This window comes from Paenibacillus sp. HB172176 (genome assembly GCF_011947265.1).
Taxonomy (GTDB): domain Bacteria; phylum Bacillota; class Bacilli; order Paenibacillales; family Paenibacillaceae; genus Pristimantibacillus.
In genome coordinates, this window is sequence record NZ_JAATHD010000001.1 from 275,595 (window position 1) to 298,115 (window position 22,521).

Genomic DNA, 22,521 nt, shown 5'->3' on the forward strand with positions numbered 1-22,521 from the left:
AAGGCCATGAAGGCAGTTCATTTCGGAGCAGGAAACATAGGCAGGGGTTTTATCGGCATTTTGTTGTCTCAGTCTGGGTTTGAGGTTACTTTTGTGGCACGGAACGAGAAGAAGGTTCATGCTTTGCAGCAGCAGAAGAAATATTATGTGACGCTTGCGAACGAGAACAAGGATATTAAGCTGGTGAACAATATTTCGGCAATCAACAGCAAGAATGAAGAGGCGGTAACAAATTCCATTGTCGAAGCGGATTTGGTGACGACCGCGGTCGGTCTCGCCTCACTGAAGCATATCGCGGAATCGATCGCGAAAGGAATTGTTCGCAGACTCGAGCTTGGCGTCAAGGCTCCGCTCCATATTATCGCCTGCGAGAACGCGCTGGATGGCAGCTCACAGCTGAAGCAACGCATTTTCGAATACTTGCCGGAAAGTATGCAAGCTGAGTCCGAGGAGTATGTTGCTTTCCCGAATACAGCCGTCGATCGAATTGTGCCTGTTCAAGAAACAGAAGACCCGCTGAAGGTTACGGTTGAGCCTTATTTCGAATGGGTGATTGACCGATCCGCCATGCTGGAGGGCTTCCCGGAGATTAAAGGCGTGAAGTACGTCGATGCCCTTGAGCCCTATATCGAGCGCAAGCTGTTCACCGTGAACACGGGTCATGCGGTTGCCGCTTATCATGGCTATCTCGCGGGCTATGACACCATCCAGGAGGCTATGCTCGACGAGAAGCTGAAGCTGAAGGTGAAGAATGTAATGCGCGAGACCGGCAGATTGCTGACAACGAAGTATCATTGGAATGAAGAGAAGCATATGCGATATATTGAGAAAATGCTCAATCGGTTTTCGAATCCCAGGTTGACCGACGAGATTATCAGAGTGGGACGTTCGCCGCTGCGCAAGCTGTCGCTGAACGACCGCCTTGTCCGTCCCGCGCTGCAGGCGCATCGGCTTGGTCTGGATATCACGCATCTCGTAGACGTAATTGCGGCAGCTCTTCTCTATGATTACGAGAACGATCCGGAAGCGGTATCGATGCAGACGGCCATTGCGAAGCGCGGAATTGACGAAGTGCTTACCGCCTTCATGGGCATTCCGCAAAAGCACGCGATTCATCAACAAATTGCCTACAGATACCACGAGTTGAAGAGCAGGCTTGGTTTGAAGGAGGTTGTGAATGGCTGATCGTATTGCGATGTTGATTAAGCAAATGGCTGAACTAACGAGAACCGAAGGCGCATTGTAGATGCCTTCGGTTTTTGTTCCTTTCCACAGGCAGACTCAGAATGACAGTGAAGGAATTGTACTCTTTTCGAATTGCCTGTTGTTAACAAAATGACATTCCTGTATAGTATAAATAAAACAGATGTTAGATTATATAACGTTAATCAACGGCGATTAATCATTATATAACACGTAATGTCACCTATTTACAGCGATTCGCGCTGTTAGAGAGGAGAGTGTTATTTGGTGAAGAAAAAGCTGGTTGTTATTGGAAACGGAATGGCGGGCGTTCGCTGCGTAGAAGAAATTATTGCAATATCCCCCGATCGATACGAGATTACGATTATAGGTGCCGAGCCCCATACGAATTATAATCGGATTATGCTCTCCAAGGTTCTTCAAGGCAATACCTCGATAGACGATATCACGATCAATCCTCAAAGCTGGTACGACGACAACGGAATAACGCTGTTCAAAGGAGAAGCAGCGATTGGAATCGACGCATCGAAGCGTTCAGTGACGACAGAAGCAGGTCGGAAGATTTCATATGACAAGCTGATATTGGCAACGGGATCTAATCCGTTCATGCTTCCGCTGCCCGGCGCAGACAAGCAAGGGGTGACAGCCTTCCGGGACATCAAGGATTGCGAGACGATGATGGAGACGGCGAAAACGCATAATAAAGCCGTTGTCATCGGAGGAGGGCTGCTGGGCTTGGAAGCGGCGCGCGGATTGCTTAATCTGGGGATGCAAGTGTCGGTTGTGCATCTTAACGCTTACTTGATGGAGCGCCAGCTGGATCAGACGGCAGCGGAGCTTATGCGGGAAGAACTGGAGAAGCAAGGCATGCAATTTCTGCTAGGCAAGTCGACGGAACGCATTCTTGGCAGAAAGCGCGTTGAAGGGCTGCAATTCACGGACGGATCGAGGGAACCCGCCGATCTGGTCGTATTCGCGGTAGGCATCCGGCCGAATATGCGATTGGCGGCAGACAGCGGCATTGAGGTCAATCGCGCTATTGTGGTCAACGATCGAATGGAGACAAGCGTCCCGGATGTCTACGCGGTTGGCGAATGCGCCGAGCATCGGGGCATGGCATACGGTCTTGTCGCGCCGCTCTATGAGCAAGGCAAAGTGCTCGCGAAGGTTGTCTGCGACGTGGAGACCGAGGGATATCAGGGCTCAACTCTCTATTCGCAGCTCAAGGTTTCGGGTCTTGAAGTGTTCTCTGCGGGAGAGATCAAAGATACGAGCAATACGGTATCTCTGAAAGTCTATGATGGAATAAAGCGAACATACAAGAAGATAAACGTGCAGGGCAATCGCATAGTGGGCGCGGTGCTGTTCGGAGACAGCGGCGAGGGCAGCAAGCTTCTCGGCTATATTAAGCAGGGAGCGAATGTATCCGTGCTGGAGCAGGATGCTGCTGGAGCCGGCGGCAGCGGCATGGAAGCCGAGGCCATTGCCGCCATGCCGGAGCATGAGACGGTGTGCTCCTGCAACGGGGTATCGAAAGGCGCAATCGTAGCTGCTGTTTGCGAGCAAGGGTTGAAAACCTCTCAGGAGGTTCGGGATTGCACGCGAGCTTCCAGCTCCTGCGGAGGCTGTAAACCGCTGATGGAAGCTATTCTGACATATGCATTGGAGAACGGATCCGGCGCCAAGGCGAAGGAAGAACCGATTTGCGGCTGCACGGAGATGGGGCATGAGGAAGCGAAGGAAGCTCTTCACGAGCTTGGCTTGCGGGCGAACGATACGGCATGGCGACGCCTTCCGATAGAGCGTATCCTACTCGAGCTGGGCTGGTCGAATGAAGAAGGCTGCGGCATATGCCGTCCGGCAATGCGTTATTATGCGGACAGATATTCGCGGCAGGGAAGCGGCGCCAGGTCGGAAGTGAGCGGCGACAACGCGAAGCGCAGCTCCGTGAGAATGCTCCGCCAAGACAGGTATGCGGTCATGCCGGCGACGCATGCAGGCGTCATCACGGCAGAACAGCTTAGAATGGCTGCCGATGCGATGGAGCGATTCGAGATACCGATGGCGAAGCTTTCCGCGGATGCTCGTCTGGAGCTCCTTGGCATTGAAGAGCATCGTGTAGGTGCGGTAGCGAATGCTCTGGAGGGCGGTGGCGGCCTTGACAGCCATAGCTTCGGCAGCGGCTTCAATCGCAGCGCCGAACCGATTTCGTTCGATTCGTTTGGGCAGACGGCCGCCTATTATAGAGCAGCAGTCGTGACCTGCGGCGGGAAAAATTTCGAGCCCCATGCGATCCGAGATTCGGTGGAAATGGGGATTGGATTGGAGAGGGAGCTCGAAGGCCTGGCCTTCCCTTCGCCGCTATCTCTAGGCGTATCGTCGAGTCCGCTGCATCAGGCAGGGACGTTGACAAAGGCGCTTGGCCTCGTTGGAGCGCCAAGCGGCTGGGAGCTCTATCTTGGCGGCTCCGACGGTCGCCGAATGGCGGGGAACAGCGTGTTCGGCGAAGTGAAGCAAGCGATGCTGCTGGCGACTGAGCTGAATGACGCTTTGGCGATGGAAATGTCGCTCGCGCTGCTTGAGTGGTACCGGATGACAGCGGATTACGGTCAAAGCGCGGCGGAATGGCTTGATAAGCTGGGCATGGTCGCTGTACGAGAGCGCATCTTCGATGTGACGAGCCGCCAGCTTCTGCTTGCCGAGCTGAGGAGCCGTTCAGCCGCATTCGACGGGCCGGGCAACAATTGCGCTCAAGCCAAGGAAACGGATGTTTTTGACGCGCATAACGAGCAGTTGATCGGAGAAACGGCAGCAGGAGGCGATTACGCATGAATCATGTAATTGAGAAGCGGTCGGAGGGTTCGCGCTCTCCCTTTGTCATGAACACGCAATGTCCGTTCTGCAGCGTGCAGTGCAAAATGCAGGTCATACAGGAATGGAAGGATGGCGCGAAGCCGAGCTATACGATTGTGGGGGTGCCGAACGCGGCTTCGGAAGGACGTCTCTGCGTGAAGGGCATGAACGCCTATCAGCATGCGTTGACGGAGGAGCGTTTGCAATATCCGATGGCGAAGAGAGATGGCGAATTTGTCCGAATTTCGTGGGAGGAAGCCTGCAGCATGATCGGCATGAAGCTCAGAGAGCTGCAGGAGAGCTATGGACGCGACAGCGTCGGCGTGTACGGCGGCGGATCTCTGACGAATGAATCGGCTTATCTGTTAGGGAAGTTCGCGAGAGTAGGTCTTCAGTCGAAATATATCGATTACAACGGTCGCTTCTGCATGTCGGCAGCGGCATCTGCGGGGAACAAAGCGTTCGGGATTGACCGAGGCCTCACGAATCCGTTGTCCGACATTTCGCTTGCGAAATGCATCATTCTCTCCGGAACGAATATTGCGGAATGCCAGCCGACGCTCATGCCTTACTTCACTAGAGCGAAAGAGAACGGGGCCTTTCTTATTGTTATTGATCCGCGCGTGACGGCTACAGCCGAGCTTGCCGATCTTCATCTGAAGGTGAGGCCGGGCATGGACGCAGCGCTAGCGAACGGATTGCTCAAAGCCGTGCTGGAGAAGGGTTATGTCGATGAGGGCTTCCTTGCTTCGCGCACGAAGGGCGTTGGGGATGTGCGGAAGCATGTGGAATCGCTCGACATGGCCGAGCTGGCCGAGATGACGGGCATCGAGGAAGAGCTCATTCGCAAAGCGGGAGAAGCGTTCGGCGCGGCGCCGACGGGGATGATTTTCACGGCTCGGGGCGTAGAGCAGCATACGGACGGTTATATGTCGGTGCGCAATCTGCTGAACCTGCTGCTTGTGACCGGCAAGCTCGGCAAGCCGGGCTGCGGCTATGGCGCTGTAACCGGACAGGCGAATGGACAGGGCGGCAGAGAGCATGGGCAGAAGGCAGATCAGCTTCCCGGCTATCGCATGATCGATAACCCGGAGCATCGAAGCTATGTGGCAAGCGTGTGGGGCATCGATCCGGAGGAGCTTCCGGGCAAGGGGGTGTCCGCCTATGAGATGATGGAGAAGGTTCATGAGCGGGAGATTAGAGCCTTGATCCTGATGGGCTCGAATCCGGTCGTGTCCAACCCGAACGCGAATTTTGTGCAGGAAGGGCTGGAGAAGCTCGACTTTCTCGTTGTCGCGGATATGTTCATCTCGGAGACGGGACGCATGGCGGATTTGCTGCTCCCCGTTACCGCTTATCTGGAGAATGAAGGGACCACGACAAACCTGGAAGGCCGCGTTCTGCTGCGCGAGGCGAATAAGGCGCCGCTTGGAGAATGCAAACATGACTGGCAGGTGCTTTGCGACATCGCGGAGGAGCTTGGACGAGGGCGATGGTTTTCCTTCGAGTCGTCCGAGGCGATCTTCGAAGAGCTTCGCCTGGCTAGCAAAGGCGGCCTTGCCGATTATTACGGCATCACGTATGATCGGCTTCGGCGCGAGGAAGGCGTCTACTGGCCTTGTCCGTCCGTTGACCAGCCGGGCGAGCAGCGGCTGTTTGCGGCGAGCTTTGCGCATGACGACGGCAGGGCGGAGCTGGTCCCAGTGGACAATCATTATCCGAAGGAGCGCGTCGATGGGGAATATCCGCTGTATCTGACGACGGGAAGGGTGCTGTCGCATTATTTGACCGGGGTACAGACGAGGAAGAGTCCGTCGCTGGCGGCTCGGGAGATCGAGTCGTTCATCGAGGTTCATCCGTCTGTCGCGAGGAAGTACGGGATAGCGGAAGGCTCCCTGGTCTCGGTGACCTCCCGCCGGGGAACGGTCGTGCTGCGCTGCCATTATTCCGTGAAGATTCGGCAGGACACGGTGTTCGTTCCCATGCATTGGGGAGATGTGCAGAACGTGAACAAGCTCACAAGCGAACAGCTCGATCCCACCTGCCGCATGCCGGGCTTCAAGGTGTGCGCCGTGAAGCTGGAGCGTCTGTACTAACACCGCCAGGATGATGCTGTAGATGGCTGCAGCGCTGGAGCGTTGCACCGGATCTGCGATGTGGGGTGCAGCGCGGAAAATAATTCTTGCAGAATGCGTGATATTTAAGTATAGTATTTGTGCACGAGCTCGAATGCTGGCATTCTTATGCTGCAGCATGTTATACTTTTTCGATACTAACTCGCGTGAAGCACACGTCGTTATCTCTTCTAAGAGAGATACGGCGTTTTTTTGTATTTTCATTTTGTTGATGGAGTACATTCTATCTTTGATGGAGGGGTACAAGATGTCATTTGAAGAAGAGTTTGAGAAGTTTCTAAACGCCCAGAATCAACAAGCAAGCGGACAAAGAGCAGAGCTGCTGAATAGAGAAATGACTGGAGAAAGAAAAATGTTTGAAAAGGTGCTTTGGCCGGTGTTCCAAACATTTCAGGGATTTGTTTTGGAGTATGAGATAGTATTTGGATCGGGTATTAAAGGGTATGTGGATGCATTTTATGAGCCGTTAGGACTAGTTTTTGAAAGTGAAGGTTATCTTGTGCATGCAGGTGAAATCACGAGACAGATTCAGCTTTGAACGTAAGAGAATACGGGCTTTGGCAGCTCAGGATTTGCGCTACATTCCGTTTAGCTGGGATGAGCTTGACAAGAAACCAGAGCTGTGCCGTTCATCCGTTTACGAGATTTTGGGCAGGTATAATCAGTTAGGTGAGGAATTGAAATTATCAGCATATGAAAGAGTGTTGTTAAACCAAGCTTGGTTACTTGGAGAACCTTTCAAATTAAGCAATGTAATGGGATGGTTGGGTAAAGGGAGATATGTATGCGGTCGTGCAATTAAGTCCTTGAAAGAAAAGGAATGGGTTTTGCCTGTGCAGAGGGATAGAAGGCGCGTGCACTATTACATCGTTCACAAGGAAAAAGTAAAGCAACTAAAGCAAAATTAAAATGCACATTAAGAAAGTGCTGGAGCGCTGTCCCGAGCGGCGAAGCGAGCAGCAGCGCAGGAAATCAGCGCTCCGCATCCTCGCATCGCGTACCGCAGCGCTCTCTTCCTACACTACCAAGAACCGCTGACGGTAAGCGCGGGGAGAAAGGCCCTCGTGCTTTGCGAAGCATGAGGCGAAATACGAGGCGCGGTTGAAGCCGACCTCTTCGGCGATGCGCATAATCGTCAGATCCGTCTGCAGGAGCAGCAGCTTCGCCTGTTCAATGCGAATCCGCATCAAATAATCGACGGGCGAGCAACCGAATTCACGCTTCATGCAGCGGGCAATATAGACCGGATGAAAGTTAATCGTTTCCCCAAGCTTCTGAGCGGTTATATCCTCCTTGTAGTGCTTGCGCAAGTAAGATGCCGCCTTCTCCGCGCATACTCCCGCAGGAGTTGGAGGTCGCGCCTCCACTGAGGCGGACAGATGCTGCACAACTTCTTGAAACAGAAGCTGCTGCTTCCAACGAACGCCCGGAATGTGGTCGTTATTACTCATTTCGGTAAGTGTCTCGAGCATATCCTCCAGTTGACCAAGCTTTGACAGCTTCGCGAACTGCGGCAGCCGTTTCACGAAGCTGCGTACGGCGAACTGCTCGGAGATCGGTATCGGCTCCACCATATCCTGCATTCCTGCCACGTCCGGCAATCCGAATTCAGGCATACTCCAACTCCCCATTGACTGAAAATGAATCCAGTAATAGAACGTTTCCTCTTCACATGCGCGAGTGGCATAATGCTCGAGGTCAGGCCTTAGAATGAGCATGCAGCCGGGCATGACCTCATAATGCCGATCCTCCTCCCCGATGTACAAGCAGCCCTTCGTCACGATGATCAAATCGAAAGCTCCAATATCCCGGCGAGCCGGGTGCTTGCGCCCAGGGGGCATAATGTTGGTTCCGCCAATGATAAAATGCGGCAGCGGCGGAACGGTAAGATTCAAAATATTCATCTTATCACTCCTGCGGCAGAGGTTGGAATTTTGAAAGTTTGAGTTGAAAAAATGAACCCTTTCTTTCAGTATACCATCTATAATGCAGGAAGGAACAAGGAACTTGCTTTGTGCTCGCCAGACTGATTAATCGCCGTAGAGCGTCGTAACAATTAGCCTTGGCAGAGGCGTTCGAATCGCATGAGAATGGAAGCAAGCACTTTGGCTAATAGGGGGAGGAATGGATGATGTCATCCTCGGCTTCACGAAAATTCACATTATGGGCGCTTGCGTGGCCAATCTTCATAGAGGTTTTTTTGCAGTTCCTTCTTGGAGCCGCGGATACGCTGATGGTCAGCCGTATTTCGGATGACGCAGTGGCGGTTGTCGGATTTTCGAATCAATTATTCAATGCGTTAACGACATTGTTCGTGACTGTGTCGAGCGGAGCGGGCATTCTGATCGCCCAGCGCATTGGCGCCCGCAAGCAGGAGGATGCTCGGACGCTCGGCATCATGGCCGTCTCCGTCAGCTTCATTGTCGGTCTATTGATCAGCATCGGGTTGATTATTTTCCCGAACGAAATCGCGTCCTCGTTGCAGCTTCCCGAGAAGCTGCTGCCGCTTGCCCATACCTATATTTCCTTTGTCGGCGGAGGAATGGTCCTAATTGCATTAATGGCCGCGCTCAGCACCTCCATTCGGAATACCGGCAATACGAAGGGACCCATGTATATTGCCATCGGTATGAATATCGTTCATATTGCATTGAACTATGCTTTTATTTTCGGCGCGTTCGGGTTTCCGAAGTGGGGTTTGCTCGGCGTATCCGTATCGACGGTTATGGTGAGGCTGCTTGCCGTTATCGTTCTCTTCTACATGTTTCTGCATGCCTTCGAACGCAAGATACGCATACGCGATTTGAAAATATTCGAGAGAAAGCTGTTCGGTGAAATCATACGGATCGGCTGGCCGCTCGGTGTGAATATGTCCTGTTGGGTATTCTCCCAGCTTGCGATCTTCTCCTTCATTGCAATTATCGGAGCGGAGGAACTGGCGGCCAGAACGTATATGAACACGTTGGAATCGTTTTGCTTTCTGCTTGGCTATTCCTTTGCGCTTGCGCTGCAAATCCAGGTTGCGCATCTATTCGGGGCAGGGCTTACGAGAGAAGCGTACAGAACGGCCTTTCGAGCGATATGGATCGGGCTGGCCGTCGTTATTGTCAATGCGTTCCTGATCTATCTCTTCGGCAGCCAATTGCTAGGCCTGTTCACGAAGGATAAGGACATTATCGCGCTTGGCGTATCGCTGCTTGGTCTGAATTTGCTGCTGCAGCCTGCCAAAATGATCAACATGGGCCTCTCCAACGCGCTTAACGCAGTTGGCGACACCAGGTATACGATGTGGATTGCGATGGCCTCTATGTCCATCATTGCAACGGGACTATCCTATCTGCTCGGAGTAAGCGCCGGATGGGGATTAATCGGCATCTACGCCTGCATGATTGTGGACGAATACGTTAGAGGAGCTCTCTCGTTCTTCCGTTGGCGCGGGCAGAAATTTTTGCGATTGCGTGAAGACAGTCTGCGAGGGAGAGCGCCATCGGAGTCGTACAGGCATGAAGCGGCAGATCCGGATTCGTGCAGGCGCCCGACAGATCAACAATCCGGCGAAGCAAGCATAAGCGTTGAAGCTCGCAATCCAAGCCCGGTCAACCTATAATGAAGGAGTAGCAGAGCGACGACTGAAAAGGGGAATGACAAGCGAATGGCATCCAACAAACAAATCATGAACGAGCAAATAAAATCCTCCGAGGTTGAGCTGACGGGACTGAACGGCGAGATGCTCGGCGTCGTATCGCGAGCCGATGCGCTCGCGATGGCGAAGGCGCAGAAGGCGGATTTAGTCTGCGACTCGCTGATGAGCAGTCCGCCGCCATGTAGATTGGTTCCTCGAGGAGGTGCCGCAAGGGAGAAGGAACTCGCGAAGAAAGAAGTGAAGCGGCGGGACGCCTCTGGCAAAGTGAAAGAGATCAGATTGACCGCAGCGATTGAAGATCATGATTATGATACGAAGCTGAGACAAGCCTCGAAGCTGCTGGAAGCAGGCAATGTCGTGCTGCTTGTCGTGAAGCTGCAAGGCAAGGAAGGTCCGAAGGCTAAGAGTCTGCTGGAGCGCATGCTGAAGGACCTTGCGAGCGCAGGCAAGAAGCGGACCGGCATTCAGCTTAGCGGCAAACAAGCCGCTGTCGAATTGGAGTCCATCTAAGACAAATACCCGCACTGTCAAGCCTCGATAATCCGCCGCGCACCGCCTTTGATGGCAAAACCCGTTGACAGCATAGAAGGGAATGGGTATGCTTTTAAATGAAAACTATTCTCAACTAGAAGGAGATTATCATGCTGCGTCGATTTTTTGCCTATTATAAGCCTTACAAGAAGCTGTTTTTCCTGGATTTCGGATGCGCAGTGCTGCTGGCGATACTGGAGCTCGGCTTCCCGCTTGCGGTTGGTTATGTCGTGAATACGCTGCTGCCGGACAAGAACTGGGGGCTGATTGTATCCGCATGCGCCGTTCTGCTGCTCATCTATGCCGTTAACACCCTCTTATCCTATATTGTCACCTACTGGGGACATCGCCTTGGCATCAATATCGAGACGGATATGCGCCGCGCTTTGTTCGCTCATGTGCAGAAGCTGAGCTTCCGCTTCTTCGACAACAACAAGACCGGCCATCTCTTATCGCGCTTGACGAATGATCTGTTCGAGATCGGCGAGGTGGCGCATCACGGACCGGAGGATATGTTCGTTGCGGCCATGACCCTGGCTGGGGCGTTCGGCATCATGCTCTACATTAACCCCGAGCTAGCGATTATGACCTTCATTATCGTGCCGATCATTATTTATCTCGTGTTGCTGTTCAACAAGAAGATGACCAAGGCGACGCATCGGCTGTTCACCGACATGGCGGATTTCAACGCGCGCGTGGAGGATACCGTTGGCGGCATTCGCGTCGTCCAGGCGTTCGCGAACGAGCGTCACGAAGGCAAGCTGTTCAACATCAACAATTTGCGGTTTCGCGAGGCGAAGCTGATTTCCTACAAAATCATCGGAATGAACGCCTCCATCTCCTACATGCTGATGCGGATCGTATCCCTGTTCGTGCTCATCGCCGGTGCGTATTACGTTCTGCAGAAGGGGATGCCTTACGGTGATTTCATCACGTTCGTGCTGCTGACGAACATCTTCTTCAAGCCGATCGAGAAGATCAATGCCGTTATCGAAAGCTACCCGAAGGGCATCGCTGGCTTCAAGCGCTATGTTCAGCTGATGGATACGGCGCCGGATATTGCGGATAGACCCGGCGCCATCGCTGTCGAAACGCTCCGGGGCGACATCGAATACCGTAATGTTACGTTCGGCTATGAGGGGAACGCGAAGGTGCTTAGCAACATTAATCTAAGCATTCGTGCGGGCGAGACCGTCGCATTCGTGGGGCCTTCGGGCGCAGGCAAGACCACGATCTGCTCCTTGCTGCCGCGCTTCTACGAGCTGGAAGGCGGAAGCATTTCGGTGGACGGGCATGACACCAGAGAGCTTCAGCTCGAATCGCTGCGCCGCAATATCGGGATCGTGCAGCAGGATGTGTTCCTGTTCGCGGGAACAATTAGAGAGAATATTCAATACGGAAAGCTGGGCTCGGGCGATGCAGAGATTATGGAAGCGGCGAGAAGAGCGAGGCTCGACACCTTCATCGCGTCTTTGCCCGATGGACTCGATACGATTGTCGGGGAGCGAGGCGTGAAGCTGTCCGGAGGTCAGAAGCAGAGATTGGCGATTGCTAGAATGTTCCTCAAGAATCCTCCGATTCTTATTCTGGATGAAGCGACCTCGGCGCTCGATACGGAGACGGAAGCTGCGATTCAACAATCGCTTGCGGAGCTTTCGGTTGGACGCACAACATTAGTTATCGCGCATCGCCTCGCCACGATCAAGAATGCGGACCGCATTATTGTCGTGACGGAGAATGGCATCAGCGAGCAGGGCAGACATGAGGAGCTTGTCGGATCGGGAGGCATCTACAGCCGGCTCCATGAGGCGCAGTTCGGACGCGCATAACTTATGTTCCCGATTGCAGCTCGTTCCAGTTGGTCAAACCTTGCTTGTCCCGCATCTTGGTCAGGAACAAGTCGGTCAATTCCGGATCCCACTGCGTACCTCTGCCCTCTTCGAGGATGGACAAGGCGCGCTCGACCGTCATTCCTTTGCGGTATGGACGGTCGGATGTCATCGCATCGAAGGCATCAGCTATCGCGATGACACGGCCAAGCAGCGGAATACTCCCGCCGGCTATGCCGTCCGGGTAGCCCTTGCCGTCATAACGCTCATGATGCGAGCGAACCCCGGGAAGCAGATCGGCCATTGCGTCGCTTGGTTCGATCTGCTTCAATATATTTTCCCCCAGAACCGGATGCTGCCTGATTTGATCGAATTCCTCTTCCGTCAGCCTGCCGTCCTTCAGCAGCACCGCATCCCTCACGCCAATCTTACCGATATCATGGAGCAGCGCCGATTTGCGAATCAGCTCAATACGCTCCTTCGGCCATGCCGCAGCTGCGGCAATTTGAACCGAATATTCCGCCACGCGCTCGGAATGACCGGCCGTATAGGCATCGCGCGCGTCGAGCGCCGCTGCCAGCGTGATGAAATAACTCTGAAGCAGTTGATTGTTGCGGCTTTCCCTTTCTTTGAGTCCGCCTACCATATGATTGAAGCCAGCCACCAGCTTCGAGAATTCGTCCGAATATACATCGTCGGCGCGCGTATCCAGCTTGCCCTCCTGCACACTGCTCATCGCGTGCTGAATCGTCTGAATCGGATCCTGAATATTGCGCGCGAGCAAAGTAGCGCCCAGCAAGGAGAAGGCCATTCCGATCACGAGAATAATGCCGGCCCATTGCCAGTAATCTCCCGTGCTGTCGCTTGGCAGGCCGTCATAACGGAGCTGCGAGGCGAGCGTGAACAGCATCAGCGGTAATGTTCCGATCAGGAAGGCGCCAAGCAGGAATTTGGTTCGGATCGATACGAGCACCTTGCCTCCGAGCGACAGATCTCTGCCGTATAACGATGCATGCTTCTTCTGAATATAGGTGGCGATTGGCCGGATTGCCGTAGTCGTGAGGAAGAATTCAATCATGGCATGCATGCTTGCCACCATGAGAGCTCCCGCTCCCGCGACAAGCAGATAGTGATAAGGAATGGAGATAAGTCCATTATAGATCAGAAGCACGCAGAACAAGACGCCAGGAATGGACATGCCGAGAAAATGCGGTCCGAAGGTACGCTGAACGGCAAGCAATGGAAAGCGATGGGTGCGAATATAAGCTTCCTCGAGCTGCTCTTGCGAGGGCTCCTCCTCCAGAAGGATATTCGCAATGGGTCTCAAATGGCGAAAGAATACAAAGAGCTCAGACGCCAACATGAAGAGCAGCGCAGTGAACAGAACAAGAATAAGCAGCAGGAGCTCGTCCATAGGAATGTTTAAAGTGTTGAATATAATAATGCCGCCAAAGCCAAGCACGGCAACCATCGAGCCGAACAAATAGTTGCGAAGCAGCGTTCTTAGAAAAGCGGCATATAATTTGCGCGGGTTATATTGGCTGGCAGCTGCGCTATTGGTCTTTTTTATCATGTGGAGCCTCGCTTCCGCATCATGCTTGCTTGAATTGATGTCAGGCTTATTTTACCACATAACAAGGCCGGGCTTGAATCGGCAAAAGGATAGGCACGCGACCAGGCTCTTTCCCGGGCAATCGTTGTTGTTTCGCAGAAATGTCCGTATAATTAGCTCCATAGAATAAGGAGGAGGAAGGCGAATTGGACAACGAGACAAGCTTGCCGCATTCGGACATCGCGGGGTTTATCGATCATACTATGCTGAAGGCGGACGCGACAAGAGATGATATTATCAGGATATGCGAGGAAGCGAGAGAGCACGGTTTCGCAACCGTATGCGTCAATGGCGGATGGGTGGCGCTCGCGTCGGAGCAATTGAGGGGCTCGGGCGTTGGCGTGACAACGGTAGTCGGCTTCCCGCTAGGAGCCGCGACCACGGCTTCGAAAGCCTTCGAGGCGAGCGAAGCGATAGAGAATGGCGCGACGGAGGTCGATATGGTGCTCAATGTCGGTCTGTTGAAATCAGGAGATGCGCAAGGCGCGTTACAGGATATAGCAGGCGTTGCCGAGGCATGTAAGGGCAAAGCAATCCTGAAGGTCATACTGGAGACGGGTCTTCTAGACGAGGGAGAGAAGCTTGAAGCTTGCAAGCTTGCCGTTGAGGCGGGAGCGGATTTCGTGAAGACATCAACCGGCTTCGGCAATGGCGGAGCCACCGAAGCGGATATCGCATTGATGCGCCGGGCAGTAGGGCCGGAGCTTGGGGTGAAAGCTTCGGGAGGCGTGCGCGATCTGGAGACGGCAAGGCGTATGTTGGAAGCGGGAGCAACGCGCATCGGCGCCAGCGCGAGCGTCGCCATAGCGACAGGAGGACGGGGAGAGGGCTACTGAGCCCTCTCTTCTCTATCCCTGGTCTTGTTCGCGCTCTACACCTCGCAGCTGATAACGAAGTTCGCAAGCAGCTCTTCGCCCGGCTCCAGCAATACAAGCTCCTCTTGACGATTAAGCTCGCCGTTCTTAGCCATCCAAGGTTCTACGCAGATGAACGGCTTGTTCTTCACCGACCAGATCACGACATATTTGAAGATAGCGGCATCATAGGATAGTCGAACATTCACGCCCTCTCGAATCTTGAAAGAAATTCCGGGCCGGCTTGCATCGAGCAAGCATACGGATTCCACGAGATTTTCCATATCCAGGCTGCCTTCGTAGGGCTTCTCTTCATTATCGTTATAATCGACATAACGCGTTGCATCTGTCTCGTAAGCGATATTCTTGCTTCCTTCGATTGCAAAATAGGGATGGAAGCCCGCATAGAACGGCATGGATCTGGTCTCGCCGTTATTCCGGTATATTTGCTTGGTGTGCAGCTCGCCGTTTACGAGAAGATAGGTGAATTCCAGCTCGAATACGAAGGGATAAGCCGCGAGCGTCGCCGCACTGCTCTTCACTCGCAGCGTTAGCGATGCGCCGTCTGTATCATCAGTTCCGATTACCGCCCATTCCGCGTTTCTCGCTACGCCATGATTGGCCAGCTCGTAAGTGTGCCCCTTCCATTCGTAGGTTTTGTTCTCCAATTGACCGCAGATCGGGAAGAGAATTGGATTGCCTCCTCGAATGTTCGCGGACTTGTCTTCGAAGGTCGCCTTGTCCAGATAGAATAGCTCCTCTCCCTTGAGCTGACAGCCGGTTACAATGCCGCCTCGCTCCGGACAGACGAGGACGCGGGAGTCGGTTTCCTTCTCCGTCAATTCATATATGGTGTATGTATCATGATAGCTTCTGACTTCATATTGACTCATTCTCTATTCCTCCTGATCGCTCGAAAGGACCGGCTGCCGAATCCGCTGCATCAGCGGTCGGCAACCAGCCCCTTTTGTGAAAAAGTGTTTATTCGGCCGAAGCATCGCTTGCCCCGGCATCGGTATTCGTGCTGTTGCTAGCGCCGTCATTCGCGTCCGCGTTGTTGTCGGCATCATCCTCTTCATCCGTCAGCTTGTTCGTAATCTTCGCTTTATCCTTCAGACCTTGCAGCCAGTCGGTTGACAAGTCGCGAGCAGCATTGCCCACAAGCAATACCTTGATCGCATCCTTCTTTTCTTCGAAGGTAGGCTCGACGGCGGCTTTCTCGTCGGTCTTCATAATAATATGGTAGCCATAGTCTGATTTCACCGGTTCGCTTGTTTCGCCGACCTTCAGAGCGAAAGCAGCGTCAGCGAATTCGGGAACCATGTCGTCATGCCCGAAGAAGCCGAGATCTCCGCCGTTTGCTGCGGAACCTGTGTCTGTCGATTTTTCTTTGGCAATTTCTCCAAACTCCGTGCCTGCCTTCAGATCCGCTTCAATCGCATCCGCTTCTTCCTTCGTCGCCACAAGAATATGGGAAGCGCGAACCTGCGCAGGCGTGCTGAAGTTTGCTTTGTTATCGTCGTAATATTGCTGAACGTCTTCGTCCGTCACATTCGTTTGCGGCTCAAGAACCTTGCGAATCATCGCACTCAGGCGCAGGTTTTCGCGAAGGGAATCGATCGTGTAGCCGTTCTGCGTCAGCGCCGTTTCGAAATCATCTTCCGTAGGGAAGTTCAGTTTGATGGCGTCAACCTCGTCCGTCACATCGTCATCCGTAATCTTGATGCTGGCGGCATCCGCTTCTTGCTGAACCAATTCTTCGGTAATCAGATTGTCAAGAGCGGCCTTGCCATTGGCGTCAACCAGTATATTGTACAGCTTGTCCTTCGTAATTGTCGTTCCGTTGACCGTGGCAACAGATTCATTACTTTCATTCCTATCCCCGAAAGGCGGTTTGATGAGCACAATCACGAGCGCAATCGCCAGAATGGCCGATAGAATGATCCAGCCAGCCGAGTTTTTCTTACTTACAGGGCCAACAGGGCCAACGGGGCCAACGGGACCTGAGGGAGTCGAGGATTCGGTTGCGAGAATAGCCGGCACCTCTGGAGCATCCTCTACCGCTGGATCGTCGTCATTGGCTCCCGATGCGACGCGCGCATCCTCCTCCGAAAGCATGTTGTCAGACTCTGTATCTTCATAGGTGTAATGATCTTCTTTCGCAGCATCTCTGTCCTTCGGATCCCACTGCGATTCTTTGTTATTCATGCGGTAAACTCCCTTCAATTTGCAATTCTTCAACTACTATATCAAATGATCCGACAAAAAACATTAATCTAAAATTAAAAAGGATCATATTCGTTGTCGAATCCGATTCGGCGTATTGGTATAATTAAGAAAAAAAAAGAGCGTAATAATCAGTTTGTCGCTAAAAATCGATAATTATGCAGGAACGGATGCATTCATTCAATCGGCGGTGGGAGGATTATTCTTGATGGGACGAAACAAGACGCTTGCGTGCTTTTTCATCAGCATGGCTATCCCGGTTATTGGCTACATCGGCATTCAATTGACTCCTTACGACGTTATGTATCAAGCTCCTCATGGCCATTTCTTCATTGTGAGCCTTGTCTCGGCGCTCGCGCTCGCCCTTTCCTTGCTCATTGGCGTCGTCGCGGTGCGCGTGCGCAATATCAAGGTGACGTTTCTGTCACTCGCGTATGTGTCGCTGGCCGCTATATTCATGCTGCATGGCTTGTCTACGCCCGGATTTCTGCTGCATCATTCCGACATGTCCGCTTATGCAGCCCAACTAAGCGTTCTGCTGGCAGCGTTCTGGCTATGGCTATGCTCGATGTCCGGAGATCGCGCTGTCGTGAGACGGCTTACCTCAAGCCAGAGGTGGCTGCTTCCCCTATGGTGCCTCCTTCTTCTTGCGCTCGGCATAGCGATGTGGAATAATCAGGACTTTGTCCATATGCTGCCGATCAAGGGCGAAACGAGCAAGCGGGTGACAACCTGCTGCATTCTGTTGCTTAATTCATGGACGATCATGAGAAATATGCAGATCTATCTTCGTTCCCGGTTTCCGCTGCAGCTTGCCATCGTCTACAGTACGGGCTGGATGTTCGTCGCCCAAATCATCATGGTGACTGGACAGCATTGGAGGCTAAGCTGGTGGCTTTATCATATTCTGCTGCTCGCTTCCGTCATCAGTATCATCGGAGGCATCGCGCATGAGCATCTCAACAAAGGCTCGTTGTCTCTATCGATCAAGCTCCTGTTCAAATCCACTCCGCAGGATCTCATACATACCTACATATCGCCCAGCGTCAGAGAGCTCGTAGTAGCCACGGAGGAGAAGGACGCCTACACGGCCGGACATAATTACCGCGTGGCGCTCTATGCTCTTAAGCTGGCGGAGGAGCTGGGGCTTCCCGATTCTCAGCTCAAAGCGATCGCCCATGGGGGACTCTTGCATGATATCGGCAAGCTCAATATTCCCGACGGAATTCTGAACAAGCCGGGAAAGCTGAGTGCCGAGGAGCGATTGATTATCGAACAGCATCCCCTTACGGGCTATGAGCTTTGCAAGAGACTCGGCTTCATGCTGGAGGAGCTCTCAGTCATTCGGTCCCATCACGAGAAGTGGAACGGCAGCGGGTATCCGGACAGGCTTGCGGGAGAGAATATTCCGTTGGTGGCTCGAATAACGGCAATTGCCGATGTGTACGATGCGTTGACATCCTCGCGCTCCTACCGGAAGGCGATGAGTCACGAAGAAGCAATGAATATTCTGCTTAAGGAAAGCGGAAGCCACTTCGATCCCCGGTGCATGAGCGCATGGGGAAGGCTCGTTCAAGAGCAGGAGACATTCTTTCTGGACACGGTGAAGTCGAATCAGCAGTCAAGACTGGAGCTATAGGTTGCAGGGATAAGGAATACTTAACAGGCAGAGGAGGAATAGCGGTTGAAGAGAATGTCGCTTCGGACGAAAGGATTAATTCTCATAGTGTTAATTTCGCTGTTTCCCTTGCTTCTTGCCGGAGTAGGCAACTACTCGGCTGTGAAGAAGGCGATGCTGCAGTCGGAGACGGAGAGGATCGGCAGCAGACAGGATAATATGGCTCGCAGCTTGTCTTCCTGGATGGATATTCGCAAGGCCGAGGTGCTCGTGATGAGCCGGACCAGCATCATACGTTCCGGCTCATCCAAGGAGCGCCTCGCTTATTTTCAGAGCGAGCTGGTTCGCAGCGACTTCACCTATCAAGCAATCGGATTCATTAACGACGACGGGCTCGCGATTCGGAGCGACGGGTCGTCCGTGGATATGGGGATGGAGCCGTTCTACTTGTCCGCTTTCGGAGGGAAGGTAACGGTATCCAATCCATATTCTCCCGCCTTTAGCTCCGAATATCAGATATTCGTGGCCGCCCCCGTATACAACGAAGATTCAAGCATCGAGGGGGTTATCTACGTATCCTTCCCGTTCGAAGCCTTCCAGAAGCTGTATCAAATGGATGAGGAGGCTTCGATGCAGCGGCTATATACCGACGATGGAATGATTCTGAACGACGCGGTCATCGACAGCGCTTCAAGCGGCAAGGCCGTGAACGCTTTGTACGCTGACTCCGTTCTCCAATACGCAGCGGATGATTTGCTGGACGGAGGCAGAGGGAATGTCGAGATCCGGACAGGAGGAGATTCTGTCATGGTTTTCTTCTCCAAGATTGAAGGAACGCCATGGCGGCTCGCCTTGCAGGAGCCGATGTCGGAGATGAAGAGCCTGCTGAAGCCGATGCTTTGGCGTATTGTAACTCCGATCGCGGCGGCGGAATGCATTATCGCGATCTTCTTCTATTTGTATTTCGAGAGAATCGTGAAGCGGCTGGAAGCCATCCTGAAGGTGACCGAACAAGCGGCGGCGGGAGACTTCGAGTCCAATCATCTGGATATATCCCAGAATGACGAGATTGGCCAGCTTGCCGATTCGGTGAATGGCATGATGGAGCATCTGCAGGAGATGTTTGACCGTCTGGATGCGATTATTAATCAAAATCAATACGGCTTCATTGTACTGGACGAGAATTATCAAGTAACCTACCTGAACAAAGCAGCGGAGGAAATGCTTGGCTACAAGACGGAGGAACTCTCCGGCCATGCCACGCCTCTGACGTTCATGGACAAGGAGGATATCGCCCAGGAAGCGCAGAGGCTGACGGCATTGCTCGGCAGGGAGGTGCTGCCTGGACTTGACGTGTTCAGAGCGCTCAGAGAACAGAATTTCTCTTATGAGCGCGAATGGACCTTCGTACACAAGACCGGCGCCCGGATTCCAATGCTGCACAGCTCCAACGGTCTTCGCGATCGAAGAGGCAGATTCTCGGGCGTGGTTGGCATGGTGCATGACATCTCCGATCGCAAGCAAGTCGAGAAGGCGCGCAACCGCTTGCTTAATATTGTGGAATCGGCGAAGGATCTCATTGCCTCGGTCGACCGTCACGGCAATATTATCTATATGAATCGCGCCGGCAGAGAGATGATGGGGCTGCCCGACACGCAAGCGGCGGACACCATTGATCATTATGTAGAGCCGCAATTATACGAGCAATTAATCAATGGCGCGAGGCAAGCCAGCGAGTTGGGCTTCTGGGAAGGCGGAGCGCAGCTTCTATCGATGAACGGGGATAAAGTGCATGTCTCGATTGTCGTCGTCGCCCATCGCGACCCTGACGACAGCGAAATATTCTATTCCTGCATTGCCCGCGATATTACGCAGCAGAAGCTGGTGCAGGAGGAATTAATTCGGACTACGCTGGAGGCGGAGGAAGCAAACAAGGCGAAGAGCAGGTTTCTTGCGCTTATGAGCCATGAAGTCCGGACGCCCCTTAACGGCATAATCGGACTTACGCAATTGATGCAGAAGACGGAGATGTCCGCCATTCAGAAGGACTATCTGGACAAAATGCATATGTCTTCCGAGACGCTGCTTCACATTATTAACGACATTCTCGATTTCTCCAAAATCGAGGCGGGCAAGATCGAGGTGGAGCGGCAGCCGTTTCTTCTCCATGAACTGCTTCATCGGCTAGCCAATCAACTCAGCGTGTTTCTCGGGGGGAAGAAGCAGCTCGAATTCATGATTAATGTTCCGAAGGAATTGCCTCATCTGTTGCTTGGCGATGCCATGAGGCTCGAGCAGGTGCTGCTGAATTTATGCATGAACGCGATTAAGTTCACGGATCAGGGCATTGTTATTCTAAGATTGAATTTGTTGGAGACGACCGCCCTGCGGCAGGTAATCGGGTTCGAGATCGAAGACACTGGAATCGGAATGACCCAATCGCAGGTCGAAAGCTTATTCAAGCCGTTCACGCAAGCGGACAGCTCGACGACCCGCAAATTCGGGGGAACGGGACTTGGTCTTGTCATTTCGAAAAATTTGGTGGAGCTGATGGGCGGCCAGCTTGCCGTGTTCAGCGATCATGGAGAGGGAAGCACGTTCAGCTTCTCCCTCCCGTTTCCGGCAGCCATCTGCGAGCTTGAATCGGGTAGAGAGGAACCCCTTTTCAAGAATCGTCATGTCTGGGTGGTGGAGGATAATGAACAGATGCGTGAGCACTGGTTAAGCATGCTGGAATCAATCGGCGTTGACACGATCGAATTCCCGAGCTGGCATTCCGCTGAGGAGAGATTGCAGCGCATCGGAAGAGGAGCAAGACCGACGCTGGTGCTTATGGACATGGAGATGCCCGATATGTACGGTATTGATACTTGGGCAGAGTTCCGCCGCATTGCGGAGGAACAGGAGGTTCCTATTATTGCCATGACCACGACCTACGGGAGAGACGAGCTTCTTAAGCTGCCGTCCCTGCTGCATCCATTCTCGATTCTGACGAAGCCGACGACAAGACAGAGCTTCCTCGGCATCGTTTCGGATGCGATCAGACGCGTCTGTGACGAAGAGGGACAAGTTCGCGTATCCCAAGCGCAATTGGAGACTGCTGGCAGCGACGAGGAGCTGCCCCTTGTTGCAGAAGGCGATCGGTCAAGCCAGGAGCAGGAGACCGTACCTAGAATCCTGCTTGCTGAGGACAATAAGATCAATCAGCTTGTTGCGCTCGAAATGCTGAAGGCGTACGGCTGCGAGACCGGGTTGGCGGAGAACGGCCAGGAGGCGCTTAAGATGCTGGAGCAGCAGAGCTGGGATCTGATTCTAATGGATATTCACATGCCGGTCATGGATGGCACGGAAGCGGCAAGGATCATTCGCAATGACAGGAGATACGATCATATTCCGATTTTGGCGGTCACAGCTAACATTCTGAAGAAGGATCATGACCGTTATTTGAAGCTTGGCATGAATGCCGTCATGACGAAGCCGTTGAACGAGGAGGAGCTGGGCCGGGAAATTTCCTATTGGCTCGAACAAGGGAAGAAGCTGGCTATCCATGACGAGAGGAAGCTGCGGCTTCCTGCGGCGCAGCCAACCGACTACTCGCGCGTCGCCAAGATAGACATTGACGGCATGGATGTGGAGAGCGCGCTCGAGAGGGTGAACGGCAAGCGCCCCATTCTGAGGCATATGATGGAGCAATTCGCGCTTGATTACGATCTGTTCATGAACCAACTTCGATTAATGATCAGGCACAAGGACCAGAAGAGCGCGCTAAGAATGCTTCATACCTTGAAAGGAGCCGCGGGCTATCTGTCGGCGGACAGGCTTGCGGCTGCTGCTGCCAAGGCTGATCTCATTCTAAGAGAGGACGAGTCCGACGAGGAGAAGCTTCATTCGGCATTATTCCAACTGGAGAGGGAATTGCTCACATTGTTAGCGGGATTACAGGAGGCAAAAGCCAAATTCGACACTATTCTCTAACATTTTTCTAACAATTGGTTGTGACATGGTAGTCTGTCATGT

General features: G+C 53.1%; 15 protein-coding genes. 11 read left to right on the top strand and 4 right to left on the bottom strand.

The genetic code is table 11. The annotated features are described in order from the left end of the window. Positions 1-6 precede the first annotated feature (6 nt). The 5 genes from HFP08_RS01115 to HFP08_RS01135 all read left to right on the top strand — a co-directional run bounded on the left by HFP08_RS01115 (position 7) and on the right by HFP08_RS01135 (position 7,099). Complete coding sequence (locus HFP08_RS01115) at positions 7-1,185, top strand: mannitol-1-phosphate 5-dehydrogenase (protein ID WP_168118670.1); 1,179 nt, start codon at positions 7-9, stop codon at positions 1,183-1,185. A gap of 285 nt (positions 1,186-1,470) precedes the next feature. Then, complete coding sequence (nirB, locus tag HFP08_RS01120; RefSeq protein WP_168118671.1) at positions 1,471-4,035, top strand: nitrite reductase large subunit NirB; 2,565 nt, start codon at positions 1,471-1,473, stop codon at positions 4,033-4,035. Next, a complete protein-coding gene (nasC, locus tag HFP08_RS01125) occupies positions 4,032-6,152 on the top strand; it encodes an assimilatory nitrate reductase catalytic subunit NasC (protein ID WP_240940991.1) in 2,121 nt (706 codons plus the stop codon). Before nirB ends, nasC begins: the two co-directional genes overlap by 4 nt. Before the next feature lie 22 nt (positions 6,153-6,174). After that, positions 6,175-6,729, top strand: coding sequence for a hypothetical protein (locus HFP08_RS01130; protein ID WP_168118672.1), 555 nt, complete (start codon positions 6,175-6,177; stop codon positions 6,727-6,729). A gap of 19 nt (positions 6,730-6,748) precedes the next feature. Then, a complete protein-coding gene (locus HFP08_RS01135; protein WP_168118673.1) occupies positions 6,749-7,099 on the top strand; it encodes a hypothetical protein in 351 nt (116 codons plus the stop codon). A gap of 108 nt (positions 7,100-7,207) precedes the next feature. On the opposite strand, the gene HFP08_RS01140 is transcribed toward HFP08_RS01135, so the two are convergent. After that, complete coding sequence (locus tag HFP08_RS01140; protein WP_168118674.1) at positions 7,208-8,095, bottom strand: AraC family transcriptional regulator; 888 nt, start codon at positions 8,093-8,095, stop codon at positions 7,208-7,210. Positions 8,096-8,322: 227 nt separating this feature from the next. On the opposite strand from HFP08_RS01140, the gene HFP08_RS01145 reads away from it, so the two are divergent. The 3 genes from HFP08_RS01145 (at position 8,323) to HFP08_RS01155 (ending at position 12,194) form a co-directional block, all read left to right on the top strand. Next, entirely contained in the window at positions 8,323-9,798 is a 1,476-nt protein-coding gene (locus HFP08_RS01145) for an MATE family efflux transporter (protein ID WP_168118896.1), read from the top strand. A gap of 45 nt (positions 9,799-9,843) precedes the next feature. Beyond that, positions 9,844-10,344: a translation initiation factor IF-3 gene (gene infC, locus HFP08_RS01150; RefSeq protein WP_168118675.1), complete on the top strand. Its 501-nt coding sequence runs from the start codon at positions 9,844-9,846 to the stop codon at positions 10,342-10,344. Positions 10,345-10,475: 131 nt separating this feature from the next. Beyond that, positions 10,476-12,194, top strand: a complete 1,719-nt coding sequence (locus HFP08_RS01155; RefSeq protein ID WP_168118676.1) for an ABC transporter ATP-binding protein — start codon at positions 10,476-10,478, stop codon at positions 12,192-12,194. A gap of 1 nt (position 12,195) precedes the next feature. Here the strand turns inward: HFP08_RS01155 and HFP08_RS01160 are convergent, their stop codons facing one another. Continuing rightward, entirely contained in the window at positions 12,196-13,767 is a 1,572-nt protein-coding gene (locus tag HFP08_RS01160; protein ID WP_168118677.1) for an HD domain-containing phosphohydrolase, read from the bottom strand. Positions 13,768-13,952: 185 nt separating this feature from the next. Between HFP08_RS01160 and deoC the strand changes: the two genes are divergently transcribed. Next, positions 13,953-14,642: a deoxyribose-phosphate aldolase gene (deoC, locus tag HFP08_RS01165; protein ID WP_168118678.1), complete on the top strand. Its 690-nt coding sequence runs from the start codon at positions 13,953-13,955 to the stop codon at positions 14,640-14,642. Positions 14,643-14,677: 35 nt separating this feature from the next. Here the strand turns inward: deoC and HFP08_RS01170 are convergent, their stop codons facing one another. Both HFP08_RS01170 and HFP08_RS01175 read right to left on the bottom strand, forming a co-directional pair. Then, the gene (locus HFP08_RS01170; protein ID WP_168118679.1) at positions 14,678-15,553 is read right to left on the bottom strand and encodes an aldose epimerase family protein; all 876 of its coding nucleotides are present in this window, start codon (positions 15,551-15,553) and stop codon (positions 14,678-14,680) included. Between the two features lie 88 nt (positions 15,554-15,641). Continuing rightward, positions 15,642-16,868, bottom strand: a complete 1,227-nt coding sequence (locus tag HFP08_RS01175) for a foldase protein PrsA (protein ID WP_168118680.1) — start codon at positions 16,866-16,868, stop codon at positions 15,642-15,644. 226 nt (positions 16,869-17,094) lie between these two features. On the opposite strand from HFP08_RS01175, the gene HFP08_RS01180 reads away from it, so the two are divergent. Both HFP08_RS01180 and HFP08_RS01185 read left to right on the top strand, forming a co-directional pair. Continuing rightward, complete coding sequence (locus HFP08_RS01180) at positions 17,095-18,525, top strand: HD-GYP domain-containing protein (RefSeq protein WP_168118681.1); 1,431 nt, start codon at positions 17,095-17,097, stop codon at positions 18,523-18,525. Between the two features lie 54 nt (positions 18,526-18,579). Then, positions 18,580-22,479: a response regulator gene (locus HFP08_RS01185; RefSeq protein WP_240941020.1), complete on the top strand. Its 3,900-nt coding sequence runs from the start codon at positions 18,580-18,582 to the stop codon at positions 22,477-22,479. Positions 22,480-22,521: the final 42 nt, after the last annotated feature.